This is a genomic window from Deltaproteobacteria bacterium (genome assembly GCA_016874755.1).
In the GTDB taxonomy this organism is placed as follows: domain Bacteria; phylum Desulfobacterota; class Binatia; order UBA9968; family UBA9968; genus DP-20.
Genome location: VGTH01000070.1, coordinates 1 through 19,481 on the forward strand (window position 1 = coordinate 1; position 19,481 = coordinate 19,481).

The 19,481-nt window shown below is 58.2% G+C and carries 16 protein-coding genes; 7 read left to right on the forward strand and 9 right to left on the reverse strand.

What is annotated here, in order from left to right:
* Positions 1 to 234 precede the first annotated feature (234 nt).
* Positions 235 to 603 carry a hypothetical protein gene (locus FJ145_25320; GenBank protein ID MBM4264730.1) on the reverse strand — a complete coding sequence of 123 codons (369 nt, stop codon included), beginning with the start codon at positions 601 to 603 and terminating at the stop codon, positions 235 to 237.
* On the reverse strand, positions 570 to 1,595 hold the full coding sequence (locus FJ145_25325; GenBank protein ID MBM4264731.1) for an amidohydrolase: 1,026 nt from the start codon (positions 1,593 to 1,595) through the stop codon (positions 570 to 572). The genes FJ145_25320 and FJ145_25325 overlap by 34 nt, the downstream gene beginning before the upstream one ends.
* 155 nt (positions 1,596 to 1,750) lie before the next feature.
* On the opposite strand from FJ145_25325, the gene FJ145_25330 reads away from it, so the two are divergent.
* The 3 genes from FJ145_25330 to FJ145_25340 are packed head-to-tail and all read left to right on the forward strand — an operon-like array spanning position 1,751 to position 4,352.
* Entirely contained in the window at positions 1,751 to 2,470 is a 720-nt protein-coding gene (locus FJ145_25330) for a hypothetical protein (GenBank protein MBM4264732.1), read from the forward strand.
* A gap of 36 nt (positions 2,471 to 2,506) precedes the next feature.
* Complete coding sequence (locus FJ145_25335; GenBank protein ID MBM4264733.1) at positions 2,507 to 3,313, forward strand: alpha/beta hydrolase; 807 nt, start codon at positions 2,507 to 2,509, stop codon at positions 3,311 to 3,313.
* A 4-nt stretch (positions 3,314 to 3,317) separates the two neighbouring features.
* A complete protein-coding gene (locus tag FJ145_25340; protein MBM4264734.1) occupies positions 3,318 to 4,352 on the forward strand; it encodes an ABC transporter substrate-binding protein in 1,035 nt (344 codons plus the stop codon).
* 102 nt (positions 4,353 to 4,454) lie between these two features.
* Here FJ145_25340 and FJ145_25345 read toward each other — a convergent pair whose 3' ends face one another.
* The 6 genes from FJ145_25345 to ligD form a co-directional block, all read right to left on the reverse strand.
* Positions 4,455 to 6,842 (reverse strand): RNA-binding transcriptional accessory protein, encoded by a 2,388-nt coding sequence (locus tag FJ145_25345; GenBank protein MBM4264735.1) that lies wholly within the window; start codon positions 6,840 to 6,842, stop codon positions 4,455 to 4,457.
* A gap of 182 nt (positions 6,843 to 7,024) precedes the next feature.
* Positions 7,025 to 7,495 carry an aromatic-ring-hydroxylating dioxygenase subunit beta gene (locus FJ145_25350; protein ID MBM4264736.1) on the reverse strand — a complete coding sequence of 157 codons (471 nt, stop codon included), beginning with the start codon at positions 7,493 to 7,495 and terminating at the stop codon, positions 7,025 to 7,027.
* A 204-nt stretch (positions 7,496 to 7,699) separates the two neighbouring features.
* On the reverse strand, positions 7,700 to 8,959 hold the full coding sequence (locus FJ145_25355; GenBank protein ID MBM4264737.1) for a Rieske 2Fe-2S domain-containing protein: 1,260 nt from the start codon (positions 8,957 to 8,959) through the stop codon (positions 7,700 to 7,702).
* A gap of 25 nt (positions 8,960 to 8,984) precedes the next feature.
* Positions 8,985 to 10,028: an amidohydrolase gene (locus tag FJ145_25360; GenBank protein MBM4264738.1), complete on the reverse strand. Its 1,044-nt coding sequence runs from the start codon at positions 10,026 to 10,028 to the stop codon at positions 8,985 to 8,987.
* A 47-nt stretch (positions 10,029 to 10,075) separates the two neighbouring features.
* Positions 10,076 to 10,981 carry an alpha/beta hydrolase gene (locus FJ145_25365; protein ID MBM4264739.1) on the reverse strand — a complete coding sequence of 302 codons (906 nt, stop codon included), beginning with the start codon at positions 10,979 to 10,981 and terminating at the stop codon, positions 10,076 to 10,078.
* 128 nt (positions 10,982 to 11,109) lie between these two features.
* Positions 11,110 to 13,674 carry a DNA ligase D gene (ligD, locus tag FJ145_25370; protein ID MBM4264740.1) on the reverse strand — a complete coding sequence of 855 codons (2,565 nt, stop codon included), beginning with the start codon at positions 13,672 to 13,674 and terminating at the stop codon, positions 11,110 to 11,112.
* Positions 13,675 to 14,106: 432 nt separating this feature from the next.
* On the opposite strand from ligD, the gene FJ145_25375 reads away from it, so the two are divergent.
* The gene (locus tag FJ145_25375; GenBank protein ID MBM4264741.1) at positions 14,107 to 14,961 is read left to right on the forward strand and encodes a Ku protein; all 855 of its coding nucleotides are present in this window, start codon (positions 14,107 to 14,109) and stop codon (positions 14,959 to 14,961) included.
* Positions 14,958 to 15,779: a tetratricopeptide repeat protein gene (locus tag FJ145_25380; protein ID MBM4264742.1), complete on the forward strand. Its 822-nt coding sequence runs from the start codon at positions 14,958 to 14,960 to the stop codon at positions 15,777 to 15,779. The genes FJ145_25375 and FJ145_25380 overlap by 4 nt, the downstream gene beginning before the upstream one ends.
* A gap of 92 nt (positions 15,780 to 15,871) precedes the next feature.
* Here FJ145_25380 and FJ145_25385 read toward each other — a convergent pair whose 3' ends face one another.
* Complete coding sequence (locus tag FJ145_25385) at positions 15,872 to 16,945, reverse strand: hypothetical protein (GenBank protein ID MBM4264743.1); 1,074 nt, start codon at positions 16,943 to 16,945, stop codon at positions 15,872 to 15,874.
* Positions 16,946 to 17,055: 110 nt separating this feature from the next.
* On the opposite strand from FJ145_25385, the gene FJ145_25390 reads away from it, so the two are divergent.
* Both FJ145_25390 and FJ145_25395 read left to right on the forward strand, forming a co-directional pair.
* Complete coding sequence (locus tag FJ145_25390; GenBank protein ID MBM4264744.1) at positions 17,056 to 17,787, forward strand: transporter substrate-binding domain-containing protein; 732 nt, start codon at positions 17,056 to 17,058, stop codon at positions 17,785 to 17,787.
* 157 nt (positions 17,788 to 17,944) lie between these two features.
* A complete protein-coding gene (locus FJ145_25395; protein ID MBM4264745.1) occupies positions 17,945 to 19,255 on the forward strand; it encodes an MFS transporter in 1,311 nt (436 codons plus the stop codon).
* Positions 19,256 to 19,481 lie beyond the last annotated feature (226 nt).

Below are 19,481 nucleotides of genomic sequence, written 5' to 3' on the forward strand. Positions count from 1 at the left end.
GATTTCGAATACGGTGTGCGCTCCGCGTCGATATTCTTTCATCCGCAGACATTACCACAGCTCCGCCAAAACGTGCTAAAGCCGTCGCCTAAAGGCGAGGGCTTCAACCCTCCCAGAGTGGGACAGTGAGGGAAAGAGCGGCTCACCACGAAGGCGCGAAGGACACGAAGTTCGGAGCGAAGGCACAAGGCCTGCCCCTACAAAACCCTTCGCGTTGAAACCTGGCGACCGTTTTCAGGTTCCGTGGGCGTGCGCAAGCACATGAATCACTTCGTGGTGAAAATCTCCTCCCCGAGTTTTGCGTTCTTTGCGGTTAAATTCTCCGGTTCCTAATCCAGGCGCGCAGCGCCTTTTGTGTTTCCTTGTGCTCTTTGTGGTTAAATCTTCTTGCCCGATTCGGCTGCGGCTGCGCCGCGCTGGGCCGTCGTCGTCAGCGAAATGATACTTGCTTTGAAACCACTTGGTTTTGTCGACCGCTTCGCTGAGGATCAAGTGAGATTCGATGGGCACAAGCAGCCCGCCCTTGTAGCAGACCGTGTAGGGGGTGCCGATGCCGCCAAGGTAGACAATTATAGCCCGTAGAGCGCCCGGGCGTTGTCCCAAACGATTTTCTTCGCCAGCGTCGGTGTGAGCCGCTGGTCGTTGCTCAGATTGGCAATCGCCATGAGCTCGGTGGCGCTGTCGGCGTGGGCATAGTCGGAGCCGATGACGATATTTTCATCGCCGAGCTTCTGAACAATGTATGGAATATCGTCGGTCGTCTCGCAGGCAACGAAAATCCGATCCTGTTTGAGAAAGTCGCGGTTGAGCTCCTTGCCCTTCATGCGAAACCGTTTGGTCAGATCGGTGAAGGCGTAGGGCAGCCATTCGGCGCTGATTTCCAGAAAACCAATTCGCAGCTTAGGAAATTTTTCCGGAATGCGATCCATCACCAGGGCATGAAAACCGCCGACGCAGTTTAATTTGAACTTGGAGAAGCCGACCGGCTCGTATTTGTAATAGTTAAAGAGCGTGGCGCTGCCATTGGCGGCATGTACACCGATGGTGATGTCGAGGCGCTGCGCTTCTTCGTAGAGCGGGAAAAAATACGGATCGCTCAGCAGCAGATCGCCTTCGGTGCCGCGCATAAATATCGCGCAGGCGCCGTTCTCTTTGGCAAAGCGTGCCTCTTGCAGCGTCTGCTCCATGCTCATCAACGGCATCACGGCGGCCCAGCGCAGCCGTTCTTTTTCCTGGCGCCAGATGTCGGCGAGCCAGCGGTTGTAGCTGCGGCACAGCGCCAGCTCCACTTCGGGGCGCGGCGTTAGCGGAATCAAAAACAGTGTCGGGTAAAGCACCTGAATACCGACACCCAACTCGTCCATATGCTTGACGCGCGTCGGCACATCGCGCATTTCGCGCGACGCCTGCGGCGTGTTGCGGCCGACGTTGCCGGACTTCAAGCGCAGCGTGCCGTCGACCAGCCAATATTCGTCTTTGCCCGTGCCGTCGGGCGAGCCGACGATCTGCGGGCGGTATTTCTTGTCGGCTCCGTCCATATACTCCCAGGTTTGCTCGGTCTCCAAAACATGGGCGTCGGCGTCGATGGTTTGCATGTCAAACTCTCCTCAATTGGATTCTCGTGCTCTTCTCGAATTAACACCGCCGAGCGAGGCAGGTCAAGAAAGCTTGTGGCGTTGACCCGCCGTCCGTTTCGAGATTTACTGCTCTCCCACAGCTTCGTGGCGCGACAACCTGGGGTAGAACGATCATGTACGGATGGCGTGGCACAATCGGCTTGGTAAAGCCTACTTTCAAACCCGGACCTCTGGAGGCGTTTATTCGCCTGCTGCCCGACGGGGTGTGCGTGATTCCACGCTACGTCGGGCTGCGTTCCGGCACTGAAAAAGAGTTTCAGGAAGCCCAGGCGATGATGGATCAGCGCGTCGGTGAGCTTGTCGCGCTTAAAGCAAATATGGCGCTGGTCCAGGGCGCACCGCAGTTTATGTTGCTCGGCTTGGACTTCGACCAGGCCAACACCCGGCGCCTGGAGAAAAAGCACGGCCTTCCGGTGCTCAGCTCGACGCAAGTGCAAATTGACGCCCTGCGCGCGCTCAAGGCCCGGCGTTTGGTCGGGCTGACCTATTTTTCCGACGAATTGAACGAGCAGTTCAAAGAGTTTTTCGAACGCTTGGGATTCAAAGTCATGGCGATGGCGGGCATCGATGTGCCCTTTAGCGACGTCGGCAAGATACCCGCTGAGGAGATCGCCCGCCGCGCTAAAGAGGTATTGGCTGAGTGCGGCGACGGCGACTGTCTCTATCTCATGGGCGCAGCGTGGGATTGTATGAATATCATCGAACCGCTCGAACGCAAGCTCCATGTCAAAGTGTTGGCCAACGTGCCAGCAGACGTGTGGGCGTGCATGAAACAGTTGAACATACGCCTGCCGATCGCCGGCTACGGGCGGCTGCTCGCCGACCTGCCGTGAGCGTGCAACTGCAATTTCGATCACAAGGAGTACAAAATGGCATCCGCAGATTCTTCAGCTCGCTCCTTCGCCGGCTACGCCGATCTTCCGGGCGTTCGCCTTTGGTACACCGATAGCGGCGGCAGCGGCGTGCCGCTCATTTTGCTGCACGCCAACACCGGCAATGCCGACGGCTGGCAATACAATACCCCTGGCTTCGCCGCGGCGGGCTATCGTGTGATCGCTTTCGATCGGCGCGGCTGGGGCCGCAGCACGGCCAACCCGGATAGCGGCCCACAGCCGGGGACGATCGCCGACGATCTCCACGCGCTGGTAGAGCATTTAAAGATCGACAAGTTTCATCTCGTCGGTGTCGCCGGCGGCGGCTTTGCCGCCTATGATTACGTGCTCTGGCATCCGGAGCGGCTGCGCAGTTTAGTCGTTGCCGCCAGCGGCGGCGCCATCGTCGACGAAGAGCTGCGCAAGCTGCGCGAGAAAACCACGCTGCCCAATTTTCCTAATTGGCCGCCGGAGTTTCGCGAAGTCAGCCCTGGCTACATGGCGACCAACCCTGAAGGGCTTAAATTGTGGCTGGAAATTCACGACAACTCGCGCCAGAAAGACGCGCCCGTGCAGCCGCAGCGCCAGACGATTACTTTTGAAAAGCTAAAGACGCTTTGTGTGCCGACTTTGTTGATGCCCGGCGATCAGGACTTGCAGGCCCCACCTTGGGTGATGCGCCGCCAGCTCGCCGCCATCGCCGGCGCCGAGTTTATTGTTTTGCCGGAGGCTTCGCACTCGATCAATTGGGAACAGCCCGAACCTTTTAACCGCGCCGTGCTTCAGTTCATTGGCGGACACTAAAATCATGAAGAACCCTATTTCACCTTTCGTTCGGTTGTATATCGTTGCCTCGCTCGCGGCGTTGCTTTGTCATTCGCTCGCAGCCGCACAGGCATCAAAGTCCGGCCAGCCGATTCGCTTCGGCGTCGCCGGCATCAGCGGCAGCAACTCCCATCCGTTTGTCAGCAAGCAACTCGGCCTCTTTGCCAAGCACAACTCGGATGTCGAGCTGGTGGCGTTTCAAGGCGGCACGCAGTTAGTCCAGGCGATGTTATCGGGTGAAATGCCCATGGGACTGATCGACGGGCCGCCGATCTTGGCGGCGAATCTCGCCGGCGCCAATTTCGTTTTCATCGCCGGCAACGTCAACACGTTCCCTTACAACATCGTGTCGCGCGCCGAGATCCGCACGGCGCAAGATCTGAGAGGCAAGAAAATCGGCATCAGCCGCTTTGGCGCGGCGTCTGACACCTCGACCCGCCTCGCGCTGGAGCGCGAGCACCTTCGTCCTGAAAAAGACGTGACGATTCTGCAGATCGGCGGGCAGACCGAACGCTTCGCCGCGCTGCGCGCCGGAGTGATCGATGCGACCATTGTTAGCCCGCCATTTAACCTCGTGGCACGCCGCCTGGGATTCACCGACTTGATCGACATCTCTCAAACCGGCATCGCTTATCCGCATCTGCACGTGGCGGCGCGGCGCGATTTTATCGAACGCAGCCCGGAACAAGCGTTGCGTTTCTTGAAAGGCTTTATCGAAGGCACGAGCCATTGGAAAGATCCGGCGAGGAAAGAATCGGTCATCGCCGCCGTCGCGCGCTTTCTCAAGCTCGACCGCGACAAAGATCGCGAGCAGCTCGATGAGACTTTTCGCTACTACGGCAAAATTTTTCCAGCCAAACCACATCCGACTGCGGAAGGTATGGACTACGCTCTGGAGCTGCTCAAAAAGACCCGGCCAGAAGCAAAGAACTTAAAGGCGCGGGACTATATCTCAAATCGCTTCATCGATGAGCTGGAGAAGGAAGGCTTTCTCGCACAGGTGTTTCGCGGACTGTGATCGAAGATTTCCTGGCTGTAGATGAACGCTGCTCAACTGCGCGATCGAAAGCGGGCGCGCTGAATCGCGCCCCTACAATCGCTCCAAAATACTAGTTTCTTTTTACTTCTTAGTCCGTGCTTTCTCCAGCGCCAGGGCGATCAAGCCCTGCGGTTGCGGTGGCCGTTTTTGTTGTTGTTGCGGCGGCGTTGGACGTCGCTGCTGTTGCGGACGGGGTGCGTTCGCGGGTTTCTCCCGCGCTTCACTGGATTGCGCTGCGGGCGCTGAAGGCTCGCTCAATCGCATAGTCAGCGAGATGCGCTGGCGCTTGATGTCGACGTCGAGCACCTTAACTTTCACGATCTGCCCGGGCTTGACGATTTCATGCGGGTCTTTGACGAATTTATTCGCCAAAGCCGAGACGTGGACCAGGCCGTCTTGATGCACGCCGATGTCGACGAAGGCACCGAAGGCGGCGACGTTAGTGACGACGCCTTCGAGGATCATGCCGGGCTGCAAATCGGCGAGCGTCTCGACGCCTTCCTGAAAGGTCGCGGTTTTGAATTCCGGCCGCGGGTCGCGGCCGGGCTTTTCTAATTCCGTTAGAATATCTTTCACCGTCGGCACGCCGAACTTTTCATCAGTGAAATGTTCCGGCTTGAGCTCTTTTAGAATCGCCGCTTGCCCCATCACTTCGCCGATGCCTTTGCCGACCTTGGTGAGGATTCTTTCCACTACGGGGTAGGCTTCCGGATGGACGGCTGATCGATCGAGCGGATTGTCGCCGTTGTTGATGCGTAAAAAACCGGCGGCTTGCTCGAAAGTCTTGTCGCCCATGCGCGGCACTTTGCGCAGCAACGTGCGATTGGCAAACGCGCCGTTGGTATTACGAAACTCAACGATGTTTTTCGCCAGCCCGCTGTTGAGTCCCGAGACCCGCGCAAGCAACGGCGCGGATGCCGTGTTCACGTCGACGCCGACGGCGTTGACGCAGTCTTCGACAGTGGCATCCAACGTGCGCGCCAGCGCGCGCTGGTTGACGTCGTGTTGATACTGGCCGACGCCGATGGATTTGGGCTCGATCTTGACCAACTCCGCTAGCGGATCTTGCAGGCGGCGCCCGATAGACACGGCGCCGCGCAGGCTCACGTCTAACTCAGGAAATTCCGCCGCGGCGGTAGCCGATGCGGAATACACCGACGCGCCCGCTTCACTGACTACGATTTTGTTCACTTTTCGTTCCGGCATTTTGCTGGCGATCAATTTCATCACTTCGCCTGCAAGCTTGTCCGTCTCGCGGCTCGCCGTGCCGTTGCCGATGGCGATCAGATCGACGTTGTGCTGTACGATCATGCGCGCCAAAGTTACTAACGAGCCGTCCCAATCTTTGCGTGGCTCATGCGGATAGATCGTGGTGGTTTCCAGCAGTTTTCCCGTGGCGTCCACCACCGCCACTTTACAGCCGGTGCGGATGCCCGGGTCGAGGCCGAGCACGGCCTTCGGCCCCGCCGGCGCCGCGAGCAAGAGCTCGCGCAGGTTGCGCCCGAAGATGCGGATTGCTTCCGCCTCGGCGGCTTCGCGCAGTTGCATTAGAAGCTCCGTACCGGTGTGCAGATGGGCCTTGGTGCGCCAGGTCCAATTGCACGCGTCGAGAAGCCATTTGTCCGCCGGACGGGCGCGGTCCTCGATGCCAAAGTGGCTGGCGATCATGGCGACGCAGGGATGCGGTGAAATCTCCTCCTGCTTTTCGTCAAGCGTGAGGTCGAGCGCCAAGACGCCCAAGTTTTGGCCGCGAAACAACGCCAGCGCGCGGTGCGAAGGAATGGTGCGAATGGTTTCTGTGTAGGCATAGTAGTCGCGAAACTTCTCGTCCTCGGCGCTCTCTTTGTCTTTCATCACTTTAGACGTAACGATGCCTTGCTCCCACATCCGCGTCCGCAACTTAACAAGTAAGCCCGCCGTCTCGGCGAAACGCTCGGCAAGAATGTCACGCGCGCCTTCGAGGGCAGTTTTGACATCCGGCACACCGTTCTCCGCCGCCGGTTTGTCGTTGACATATTTCGCCGCTTCCGTTTGCGGATCGAGAGCCGGATTTTTCAGCAGCGAATCGGCTAAAGGCTCCAGCCCAGCCTCGCGCGCGATCTGCGCTTTTGTGCGGCGCTTGGGTTTGTAGGGAAGATAGAGATCTTCCAACACTTGTTTGGTGGCCGCCGCTTCAATGCTAGCGCGCAGCTCGTCAGTGAGTTTGCCCTGCTCTTCGATTGACGCAAGGATCGTCGCCCGCCGCTCCTCCAGCTCGCGCAGATAGATCAGCCGTTCTTCGAGAGTGCGCAGCTGCGTGTCATCGAGATTTCCGGTCACTTCTTTTCGATATCGCGCAATGAAGGGCACGGTGGCGCCCTCATCGAGCAGCCCTACAGCGGCAGCGACTTGATGGGCGCCGACGTTAAGCTCGGCGGCGATAGTCTGCGTGATTTTGACCTGGGTGGTTTCGGAAAATCCTTCAGCCATTAGTTAACCTGTCTGTATACGTGCTTCACTTGCAAAAGGGCAAGCAGCACATTTTCGTTTTCAAATTGTCTGTGTACGCGTAACGAGAATGAATCTAGCGCAGCAATGACGATCATGTTTAGCAAATGAATCGTATCCTTGCCAGATCACCAGGGCTATACCGCGCGCTTTTCTTTTTCTTCTCAGAGGATGATGCTCACCGTGCCGTGCGGCCGCAGCGCTTCCAAATCGAGAACGGCTTTGCGGTGAGCGATTTTCAATGCGCTACCGATGCGGCGCAGGGTGTACTCGTAGTGACCGATCAGCGGATCGACGGCGTCGGCGCGGATGCGATAGACAAGAAACGATGCTTGGACTTGGATGCCTTCTTCCTTAACATCAGTGATGCGGACGTTGGAGATCAAGCGACGTGTCCGAGACCAGGGGAATTCTCGGTGCGCGTGGCGGCTGTTCAGCCGCTCCACGCGCCCGCGAAGGCGCGCGATGTCGTCGTCGATCAAAGTCAGCGTCTCGCGCGGGTCGCCATTCGGCGTGTCCGTCGACGGCACGACGTAGCGTGCGTCATCGGTGAACAGCGCCAGCCATTCATCCAAGCGCCACTCGTCGAGCAGCGCCGCTTCGTCGAAGAGAAAGGCTTCGACTTCGCGGTGCAGGAGGAGGCGGGCGAGGTCGCTATCAGAGAAAGTTACTGCCACTGTGTGTTTTCGGAACTCGGATTATCTCGCGCAGAGAACGCACAGGGCGCAAAGTTCGGAGTTTTTGATTTTACTCCTTGGCGGCCTTTGCGCGCTTTGCGCGAGGGAATCTTCTGTCTAAAATCTTCGTGTCCTTCGTGTCTTCGTGGTGAAAAAATCCTATCAATCCGCTCCCATATTCGCCCGCCATTGGCGCCAGAAAGACCGGACATGATTTTCATCGATCGCCGTGCCGTCACGGTGCATGCCTTTTGATACGTCGATCCATTGCGGGCCGCCGGCGCTAAAGCCGCGCTGGGCCGACTCCATCGCTTCGAGATCGTCGGGATGGGCGAAGCCGCCGGGGCCGAGGAAGCTGACAAAATTTTCCAGCCGGCGAGCGCGCAGGGTTGCTGATTCGCCCACCGGCGCCAGGGTCTGCACGGTCACGTCCATGGTATCCGCGCCGGTGGGCTCGAAGTAGCGCAGGCTCACGCCAGCGATGTCGTGCAGCGCAAAGTTGGGATAAATCAGCATCAAGCGGTTGGTGTTGCACATCAAGTAAGCGCGCTGCTCCCCGAAGTTTTGCACTAGATTTGCGCGGGTCAGGCGAATCTCTTCTTTAGTCTCCGCGCCAAGGATCGGATGCCAGTTGGCGATCGGCCGGGCGCGGTCACGGGCGGCGAAGATATCGACGCCGTGGCCATTGCCGAGATCGAGCGCCCGACCCTCTTCGCCGGGGAAGTCCGGCAGCGGCGGCTGCGGGTCGCCAGGCCCTAGGCTCTGCGTATATTTGAAAAAGGTCGCGTGAAGCGGTTTGACGTGGTAGCTGTCGAGGCTGTTGAGCGAAAACATTTTCCAGTTGGCGCGCACGCCGTATTTTTGTGTGCCCGGCACCAATTCCCAGCCCGCCGCAGATTGATCGAGGATCAGATCGAGATACTCTCTGGCATTGCCAAGATAGGTGGCAAGATCGACAATCTCTGGATTGTAGCTGACGAAATAAAGGCCGCGGTAATTTTCCAACCGCGGCACCGGCATCAGTCCAAGCTCAGATTTGTCGAATTTCTTGGCATAGCCAGCCTCGTCGGGAATGCTGATCAGCTCGCCGCAGTTGCTAAACGTCCAGGCATGATAGAAGCACTGAAACGTCTCGGCATTGCCGGCGTCGACGCGGCAAACGTTGGCGCCCCAGTGGGTGCAGGTGTTGTGAAACGCGCGCACTTGTCCGTCGCTGCCGCGCACCCAAAACAGCGGCCGCCCGGCCACCGTGCGGCGGCGAAAGTCGCCGCGGTTTTTCACTTCCGACTCGTGGCCGAGATAGAGCCAGCAGTTGTCGAATATCCGTTTGCGCTCTACGGCGCTAATCTCAGGCTCGGTGAGTGCGGCGCGGTGCACCCGAAAGATGCCGCGCTCGCGCTCTTCGTGAATGAGCGATTGCATGTTCATCGCGGCTGCTTCGAGTCGACTATAGGTTAAAAAGCCGCTTTGAGTTGTCGCGCAAAAGTTTCTGCTTCACGCTGTCGGACAGCTTGGCGTGCTTGCGCAGCTGTTCCAGGTTCCCCGGAAACTCGCAATCCCAGTGAGGGATGTCGGAGGCGAAGACAAAGTGATCAGCACCCACGTAGTCAATCGCCGCGGGTAACTGCGACTCGCCGGACTCGATGCTGAAATAAACCTGCGATTTACGCACGAGCTCACTGGGCTTTTCCTTAAGATGCGGCATCTCGAACTCGGCGCGCTTTTCCCAATGCTCGTCCAAGCGATCCAAATAATACGGCAGCCAAGTGGCGCCGATTTCCAAGAAGGCGAAGCGTAGCTTGGGAAAGCGCACCGGCACTCCCTGGCAGATCATGCTGGTAAATTGCAGCAAGATCCCCGCGGTGAAAGCGTAGGCGTGCACTTCGGCAAAAGTATTCAAACCTGCGGCGCCCACCTCACGCGACCAACTGCGCGTGCCGTGAATGCCGAGCACCGCGCCGCATTTCTCAGCCGCCGCGTAGACCGGATCGTAAATCGGATCGCCCAAGGCCGCGGGTAATCCGACAGGGAGAATTTCGAACCCGATCAGCCCTTTTTCTTTGCAGGCGCGCTCGATCTCTTCCGCCGCCGCCTGCGGCGAGCGCATCGGCAACACGCCGACGCATTTGATGCGCGGCGAGCGCGCGTTGTAGTCGGCCGCGAAGTGATCGTTCACCGCGCGCGCCACCGCGATTTGAAATTTCAATTCCTGCAAACGGACGACGGCACCGGAGCCGGTGGGAAAACAAACGGCGGTTTCGATCTCATGCTGGTCTATGATCTCGACCCAACGCTTGACCTGCTCGCTGGACGGCAGCTTGCTCCATGTTCTTTCAGTGACGAAATGATCGAACATGTAGTTGTCCCACGGCTGATCGCCCGGGCGCAGTGCGGTAGAGCGCTTGTTCCACGGGTCGCTTAGATATTTGCGGATTTCGCTTTCACTCTCGATCACATGACCATCGGCGTCGATCGCAGCGAGATTGGCCATAGCACCCTCCTCGATGAGTTGGGATAAGATTTTGACCTAACCTAGTCTCACCGCGCCGTTGGCGTCAAGCCGACGCTCTTTAGCCACTCGACGGTTTTTTGTGTGACGAGCTTTTCGTTATTAACGAACAGGTGGGCTTGAAACGGGGAGTTTCCCGGACTCGATGGGATAACCAGCACGTCGGCTTTGCGTGAATTGACGGCATTTTCTTTAATGCGCAGTGCGATGGATTCCCGCGTTGTCACGCTGCCTTTGCTTTGAATGTTGTCGCCGGAGTCGTAGACGATCAGAAACGGCACTTTGATGTTACGGATCATTGGTTCGATGTTGGCTTTGCTGGTTTCGACGTCTCGATAGCTGAGAAAGGTTTTCGCCGAAGTGATAACGACTCTGCCTTCTCGAAAAGGCAGTAGCTTGATCTCGTCGCCTTTGCCGGCGGCGACTAGCGCGCGGCATTCGGCGCGAAAGGTTGCATAGAGCTCAGGGCCAAGGAGTGAGTCGCGCGTGACTTGGGGAATATTAATGTGCGGCCCATAGACGCCAAGCGCTTTGACCGCGTTATCCGGACGATCGCCTTGATAATGCTCCACCATCGGTGTGCCGAGGCTGTGGCCGAGGAGAAAGATGTTGTCAAAGCCGCGCGTTTTCATGAACGCGATGGTATCGCCGACTTCTTGCACGGCGGTTTCGAATTCCGAGGTGCGAAAACTCTCACCCGAGTGAACGCCGTTGTAGCCGAGCACCGTGTAGCCTTCCTCGGCGAGCAGGCAGCCGAGAAACATAGTCGGCGCCGCGTGCCAGTAGGCCTCGACGCCGTGAACCATCACGACCGCGGTTGTGGTGGCACGAAACCTGTTCAGGTCGGGAGCAAAGAGACAGCCTTGGACGTCGCGCCCGGCGCTTTCGAATTCGATCAGTTCAGTAGTGACGCCATTTTTCGGTGTGTAGCCCATGGGATTTCCTTTCTCGCGCAAAGACGCAAAGATAAGATTCACCACGAAGACACGAAGAGCACGAAGTTCGGAGAGCGGAGATTGGAAAAGAAAGTCACATTCAAGGCCCCAGCCTCTATTTTAACTCTCTATCTCCTTTCTCTTCCCTTCGTGTCCTTCGTGCCTTCGTGGTGAGAAATTCTTTTTTCGATTCTCCCCAACGCCGCTTCCAGGTCTATCGCTTTTTGCAACACCGGCGCTAGCGGATCGGCCATTTTTTCGAAGCGCGCCGGCGTGTTCTTAATCGTAAATTGCGACGGGTGCAGCTTGCTATTCACCTCGTGCCATTCGAGCGGACAGGAGACCGTCGCGCCGGGCACGGGGCGAGCGCTGAATGGGCCGGCGATGGTGACGCCGCAACCGTTTTGGCCGAAGTCGATGTAGACTTTGCCGCCGCGCGCGGCCAGCGGGCGCGCGATGGTTGAAATGTCAGACGTTGCTTCGTTACCGAGCACGGCGAGCAGCCGGGCAAAATTTTTCGCCTGCTCGTGGGTGTAGCGCGCGCCGAGGGGGATCAAGATGTGCATACCGCTGGCGCCGGAGGTTTTGATGAAATTATCGATGCGCAGCCCTTCCAAGATTTCGTGCAGCGCCAACGCGACTTGCACGACATGCTCGAAAGGCGCGCCTTTAGGGTCGAGGTCCATCACCAGCCAGTCGGGCCGTTCCAGTGATTCCACACGCGAGCTCCACAGATGGAGCGGGATGGTGCCCATGTTGGCTATGTAAAGCAGTGTCTCGACGTCGTTGACGATGATGTAGTTGATGTCGCGCTCGGTGTCCTTGGAATAAATCTTTACGCGACGAATCCAGCCGGGGACGAAGTCCGGGGCGTCTTTTTGAAAGAAAGATTTGCCGTCGATGCCGTCGGGGTAGCGCGTCATCACCAACGGCCGGTCTTTTAGATAGAGCAGCAAGTGCGGCGAGATAGCGCGGTAGTATTCGATGAGGTCGCCTTTGGTGTATTTTCCCTTCAACCAAAAGACTTTTTTTAGATTCGTGAGGCGCACCTGTTTGATGTCTGAGGCCGCCGAAGGATCGCCTTCTCCGGCTGGTTCGAGCGCGGGCAGCACGATCGGTACGGGCTCTTCTTTACGGCAATCCTGCGGCTTTTTATCTTCGCGCAAGCCGAGGAAAGCCGGATGGCGAATACCGCCGTCGTCGGTCCAATCAGAAAACCGCACATCGCAGACGAGCCGAGGTTCAACCCAATGATGGCCGCGGCCTGGCGGGGTTTTTTCGTCGAATGGCGCAGTCGCGCGCTTAAGCGGCTGCATCTTGTCCCAAACGAGTTTGAGCATCTTGCCATCGAAACCCGTGCCAACTTTGGAAATGTAGACCAATTTGTCACCGCGATAGAGTCCTAAATGCAGCGCACCAAAATGGCCGCGGCCGCCCTGCGGGTCGGTGTAGCCGCCGACGATGAAGTCTTCACGTTTTTGACATTTGATCTTTAGCCAATTGGGCGAGCGGCCGCTGACATAGCGGCTATCGGCCTTCTTAGCGACGATGCCTTCGAGCTCGTGTTCAGAAGCGGCATTGAAAAACGCTTCGCCGTCTACATTGAAGTATTCGGTGTAGCGCACCCGGCCCAGCGGCGGCAGAACACTTTGCAGATATTCTTTGCGTTTAACGAGCGGCAGCGCACGCAGGTCGTGGCCATCGAGCGCCAGGCAGTCGAAAAAAATCCCCTCCACCGGCGCCACGGTCATGGCGCGCTCGATGTCGTGTGGGTTGGAGAGATGCATGCGCAGCTGCAAACGCTGGAAGCTCGACCGGCCGCGCTCGTCGAGCGAGACAAGCTCACCGTCAATAACAAACTCGCCGACAAACAAGCGACCCAGCGCGCGGCAGATTTCCGGATAGCGGTTGGTGATGACTTGTCCACTGCGGCCGTAAAGGTCAACGGCGCTCTTTTGGCGCTGGGCGACGACGCGCACGCCGTCATATTTGACTTCGTAGAGCCAGTCTTCGCCCCGCGGCGGCCGCTCTTGCAGGCTCGCCAGCATCGGCGTAAACGTGCGCGCGGGAAAATCGCGCAGCGGCGCTTCGGCGGCGGCGAGCTGCTCGCGCAGCGCCGACAATTTCCCCGGCAAATCGGCCATCTCCTGCACGGTGAGCCCAGAGACGACCGACTTTGGGTAACGCGCGTTGATGTCTGCTTCGCTGGTAAACCCATCGGCTTTTTTCAGCAGCAGCCATTCCTTGTCTTTCTTCGCCATGCGCACCAGCGTCCACAGGCCGCGCATCTTGTAGCCGCAGAATTCTATCTCTAACTTGCCGCGACCAAGCTGCTCCATGGCATCACCGGGTTTGACGAGCCGATAGCTGCCGTGATCCCAAATGATCACCGAGCCGGCGCCGTAGTTGTCCTTCGGGATCACGCCTTCAAATTCGCCGTATTCAATCGGATGATCTTCAACGTGGACCGCGAGCCGCTTCTCCTCGGCGTGAAACGACGGGCCCTTCGGAACGGCCCAGCTTTTCAACACGCCGTCCATTTCCAGGCGCAGATCGTAGTGCAGATTGCGCGCGCCATGCTGGTGCACGACAAAGCGCCAGCCGTTAGCAACCCGCGCCGTCCCGAACGGCTCCGGCGTCCGCTGCGGGTCGCGCTTTTTGCGGTAGAGATCGAGGTTGGATTGAGATTTCACGCCGCGCAGAACAATATCACCTCCCGCGCGCGGAGGACACAGAGGGATTATCGAGAGACGCCTAGAATAAACTGTTGCTTATCGCGTCGGCAGTGGCCCCGGCCCAAAAAAGCTGTTTGAACAACTCGATGACTTCGGGATCGCGTGGACGTTGACGAGATCTTTGTCGAGCCAACCCTGGCGTATGGGGTTATCGGGGTGATTGGCTCTGATGTCGACTTCACCGCGCAAAAACGCCGCGTCGAGCGCCGGCCCAGCGAGTTGTCAAACTGGAGGGTTATGAGTGCGTCGAATCCGGAACATAATATAAGGACCCTTGCGGCGGTTAAGGCTTGAAACGCCCCTGGATAAACCGGTGGATCTTTCCCGAATCAATAAATTTGCATGGTGGCCGGGATTTTTCGTATAATGGCGTGTTTCCAGGAGGCCTTTATGGCGCATGCTGTGGGTTCGGGTACGATTTCGTTTGGGCTGGTTTCGATCCCCGTGAAACTTTATACCGGCGCGTCTTCGGAGTCGGTGAGCTTCAACTTGTTACATGCCAAGTGTGGCAGCCGCATCAAGCAACAGCGCCTCTGCCCGGTGTGCAACGAAGTTGTGGAGAATGTTGGGCTCGTCAAAGGTTATGAGTTCGCCAAGGGCCAATACGTCCGCGTCGCCGATGAAGAGTTAAAAGCGCTGGAAGGCGAGGCGTCGCAGGCGATCGAGATTTCCGAGTTTGTGCCGCTGGCGACGGTGGACCCGATCTATTTCGAAAAAACTTATTATCTCGGTGCCGACAAGGGCGGCGAGAAAGCTTATCGGCTGCTTGGCGACGCCATGAACAAAGCCGGCAAAGTGGCGCTCGCCAAGTTCGTCATGCGTGGCAAGGAGAATCTTGTGCTCGTGCGCGCGGCGCAGAAAGGCTTGATGCTGCACACCATGTATTTTGCCGACGAAGTCCGCGGCTTCGACGAGATCGCCAAAGGCGAGACCGCCAAGGTGAACGACGCGGAGATCGATCTCGCCATTCGATTGATTTCGGAATTGTCCAAACCAGAATTCAAGCCAGAGGAGTTCGAAGACGAATACCGCCAGCGAGTTTTGGATCTGATCGACACCAAAGTCGCCGGCAAGGAAATCACCATCACTGAGCCGCAGGCGCAGCGCGCGCAGGTCATCGACCTCATGGCCGCCCTCAAGGAGAGCCTGGAGAAGAGTGCCGCCGCGGAAAAGAAACCGGCAGTGCGCGCCGAAGCCGCCGAACCTGAAAAGGCCAAGAAAAAATCTCAGTCCGCCAAGAAATGAAACTTTTCTCCACCGCCGAGGTGGCGAAAATTTTAGACCTGCCCAAGAGCCGCGTGCACTCCTTCGTGCGTGCCGGCTTCATCGCGCCCTCGCGCGATCGGCAAAGACAGCTTCAATTTACTTTCCAAGATTTGTTGATCCTCAAAACCACCAAGGGTCTGCTCAACACCCGCTTGTCGCCCAAAATCATTCTGCGCATGCTCGCCTCGCTCAAGCGCCAACTGCCCGACGACCAGCATCTTTCCCGCATCAAGATCTATGCCGACGGCAAGCGTATCGTTGCACGCGACGGCAAGGCGCGCTGGCGGCCGGAGTCCGGCCAGTTTGTTTTTGATTTCGACGCCCAAACTTTGGCGCGGCAGGTGAAGTTGTCGCGCCCGGCACCCAAAGAGAGAAAGCCCGACGTGCGCGCCGTTGACTGGTTCAACCGCGCCGTGGAGCTGGAGTCCTCGTCTTGCAAAGAGGCGCAGCACGCCTACCACCGAGCTTTGGAGATCGACCCTAAAATGGCCGATGCGCACTTGAATCTAGGCCGGCTCTACCACGGCGCCAAGGATTGGGACAAGGCCCAGGCCCATTACGAGGCGGCGGCGCGCCACGCGTTGGACGATCCCGCGCCATTGTTCAATCTCGGTGTCTTGGCGCAGGATCGCGAGCGGCTGGAGGAGGCGCTGCGCGCCTATCGCCAGGCGATCGCGCGCGACCCGCTCTTTGCCGACGCGCATTACAATCTGGGCCTGCTGCTGGAGGCTCTCGGCAAAAAGGCCGAAGCGATCTCGCATTTGCACACGGCGCGGAAGATCTACCTGAAACGATAGCCAATCGTGATGCGAGATTCGTTGTTCGTAGTTCGTTTTCGGAATCACGGGCGAGCACGATCAACGATTCACGAGCCACGAATCACGACTCTCTACTCCCGATAGCGCGCTTGAAGCTGGGCGAAAAAGCCGCTCTCTTCCAATCTTTTTAGAAAAGATGCGTCGATCAGATTGGCCGGAGTCAACTCGTTGAATTTCGGGTTTTGCGACGCCATGAGCCTTTGCATATTCTTCATGCCTTCGAGGGATGGATAGGGCTTGGGCTCAAATTCTTTGACGATATCCGCATAACCTTCCTCGGCGAGCGAGGCATCGGTCATCTTTAAGCGGTTCATGATGGTCTTGATCGTTTGGCTCTTGCCGCTCGGCGCAAGGATGAAATATTCGGCTTCGATCAGCGCTTTCAAAGTATTTTCCACCACCGCCGGGTTCTTCTCCAAAAACTGTTTGCGTGCGACCAGACCGGTGGCGGCCATGGCGGGCAGCACCTCCACCAACGTGTTGAAGCCTTTCTTTTTGAGATCGAGGGCGAAGGCGCGCGTGGTCGACATCATGGCATCGATGACACCGCTTTCCAGGGCGCGCATCATCAGCGGTTGATCGCCGACCACGATGAATTGAATTTTGTCGCGCGCAACGTCGAGGCCCAACTGTTCGAGGCCGAGCATGGCGTACATCCACAACGTACCGCCGATGCTTTGCACGCCGAATTTTTTGCCGGCGAGATCGGTGGGTTTGCGAATGTCGGGCTTGACCATGAGAAAACCGCGGCCGCGGCTGACAAAGCCCAAAACCATTTTCGACTCGGCTCCGGCAGCGGCAACGCCGAGCACGGTTGTGCCGCCGGTGTAGGCGAGATTGATGTCACCGGAGGCAAACCCAGCGGTGAGCATCGTATTGTTGCGCACCAGCACGGCTTGCGGTTTGAGGCCATACTTGCCGAAGAAATCCATGTCCTGCGCGACCCACAGCGGCGCGACGCGCGGGCTCGGGCTTGGGTAGGCAATGTCGATGCGCGTCGGCGCTGCGGCGGCGAAGCTTACGGTCACCGTGCCGATCAGCAAAAGGAACCCTGCGCTGAAACTGCTGAGTATGGCTTTCAAGCCAGAGGAAAGGCGTACCATAGGAGACACTCCTTTCTGTGCCGTTGGTTTAATCGCTTGCATATCAATGGCGCCGAACGAAATAAAGCACGTTCGCTCGCAAGCGTCGTTCGATTGACCCGGTGGCAGGGAGCAAGGTAGTTTGGCAGGACAGTAATCTGGAGGAGCGCTTGATGATCTCAGCGGCAGCGCGCGCCGACTTGGCGCCGACGGGGAAAATTCGCGCAGGCATCAACTACGGCAACGCCGTGCTCGCGCAGAGAAACGAAGCCACCGGCGAGATCAAAGGCGTGGCGGTGGACTTGGCGCGCGAGCTTGGCCGCAAAAGCGAATTGCCCGTGGAGTTGGTGGCGTTTCCTTCGGCGGGCCAGATGGTCGCCGCTTTGAAGAGTGGCGCGTGGGACGTCGCGTTTCTCGCTGCTGAACCAGGGCGTGCTGGGGACGTCGGCTTCACCGCGCCGCATCTGATCATCGAAGGCACGTATCTCGTGCCGCCCGGCTCGCCGATCAAAACCGTCGCCGAAGTCGATCGCGACGGCATCCGCATCGGCGTCGCCGCCGGCAGCGCCTATGATTTATTTCTCACCCGCAACATCAAACATGCGCAGTTTGTCCGCGCCGCCGATACCGACTCTACGTTTCAATTGATCCTCGACAAAAAAGTCGAAGTGGTCGCCGGTGTGCGCCAAGCATTGGTCGCCAATTCGAGCAAGCTCGCCGGCTCGCGCGTGCTCGACGAGCGCTTCATGGCGATTGAGCAGGCCGCGGGCATGCCCAAGGGGCGCGATGAGGGGCTGCGCTACTTGCGCGAGTTTATTGAAGAGATGAAAGCTTCCGGGTTCGTCGAACGGTCGCTGAAAAACTCCGGCGTACTCGATGTCGCAGTCGCGCCGCCGGCCAAATAATCTTCAACAGCCCCGGTGGAAGACCCCGTGTCACCCTGAGCGCAGCGAAGAATCTGCAGCGCACATTCGTACCGCGCCGAGAGCAGATGCTTCGGCGGACCTCAGCGTGACATCAAGAGTTCAGAAAATCGCGATCGAACTGTGTTAAAGTATCGAGATGCCTGACAATCACAAGCCCCAGCCCCGCGTCCCGTTCCATCTCCCCTTCTACTACGGCTGGTTCATCATCGGCTTGAGTTTTCTCGCGTACCTGGCGGCGTCGGCCGTGCGCGCGTCGCCGTCGGTGCTCATTCACCCTTTGGAGAAAGAATTTGGTTGGGGACGCACGGCGATTTCGTCGGCGGCTAGTTTGAATCTACTCGTCTATGGCTTCATGGCGCCGGTGGGCGGCTGGCTCCTCGATCGATTTGGCGCGCGCCGAGTGATCATGTTTTGTCTCTCGACCATTGCGCTGGCGGTTGCGGGAACTATCTTTGTCGATCAGCTTTGGCAGTTCATTTTGATTTGGGGTGTCGTGTTGGGCATTGCCACTGGCGTTACGCCGGCATTGTCGGCAAGCGTCGCCAGCCGCTGGTTCATCGCGCGGCGCGGCTTGGCGGTGGGGATTCTCACCAACGCCAACGCCACCGGGCAGGTAATCTTTCTACCGATTCTAATGGCGTTGATCGTCAGCCATGGCTGGCGGCCGGCGATGTGGCTGATTGTCGGCACCGCGTTGCTGCTCTTGCCGGCGATCTATTTTTGGCTGCGCGACTATCCTTCAGAGATTGGCCTCGAACCTTATACCGACAGCAAGACCACCGCCGAGGAGCGCAGCCAAGCCCAAAAAAAAGCCGGCACGTTTTCCCTCGCCGCCACCGTCGATGTTTTTAAGACCGCGACTTTCTGGCTGCTGAGCGCGACATTTTTCGTTTGCGGTCTAACCTCGAACGGGCTCGTCGGCACACACATGATTCCCTACGCCATCGAGCGCGGCATTCCCGAAGTCGCCGCCGCAACCGCGGTGGGCATCATGGGCGTGGCGAGTTTCATCGGCACGACTTTCGCCGGTTGGCTTTGCGACCGTGTCGACCCGCGCAAAGTCCTGTCCGCCGCCTATCTGTTCCGCGGGCTGTCGCTGTTCGTCTTACCCTACGTGACCGAATCCTACGGCTTGTTCGTCTTTGCCGTGCTCTACGGTCTCGACTGGTTCGCCACCGGGCCGTCGACGATTGCGATCATCGCCAAACACTTCGGCCAAAATCGCGTCGGCATGCTGTTCGGCTTGGTCTTTGTCTCACACCAAATCGGCAGCGCCATCGCCGCGCTGGGCGCCGGCTGGATCTATTCCAACTTGGGCGAGTATCACTATGCGTTTTTGAGCGGCGCGGTGATGGGTCTACTTGCCGCGGCGATGGCGTTGATCATTCGCTCCAGCAATGCCGCATCGCCGACGCTCACCGCCAATGCCGAACCAGCGGGAGCCTAAACGCTTCGACAGCGGTGGAGAGCGAATCAATCAAAATACACAGTGGCATGCGAGCTGCTGAAACCTAGCCCGAATTATTCATGCGAAGGGGAAAACCCATGACACTGTGTCGATCGAAGTGGAACTCTGGAGGAGCGCAGGCATCAGCGCAAATCGTTCGGTTTGATTCGCCGATGCTGGGCATTTCTTCGACCTTTCCACTGCGATTCGCAGAGCAGGGCGACCG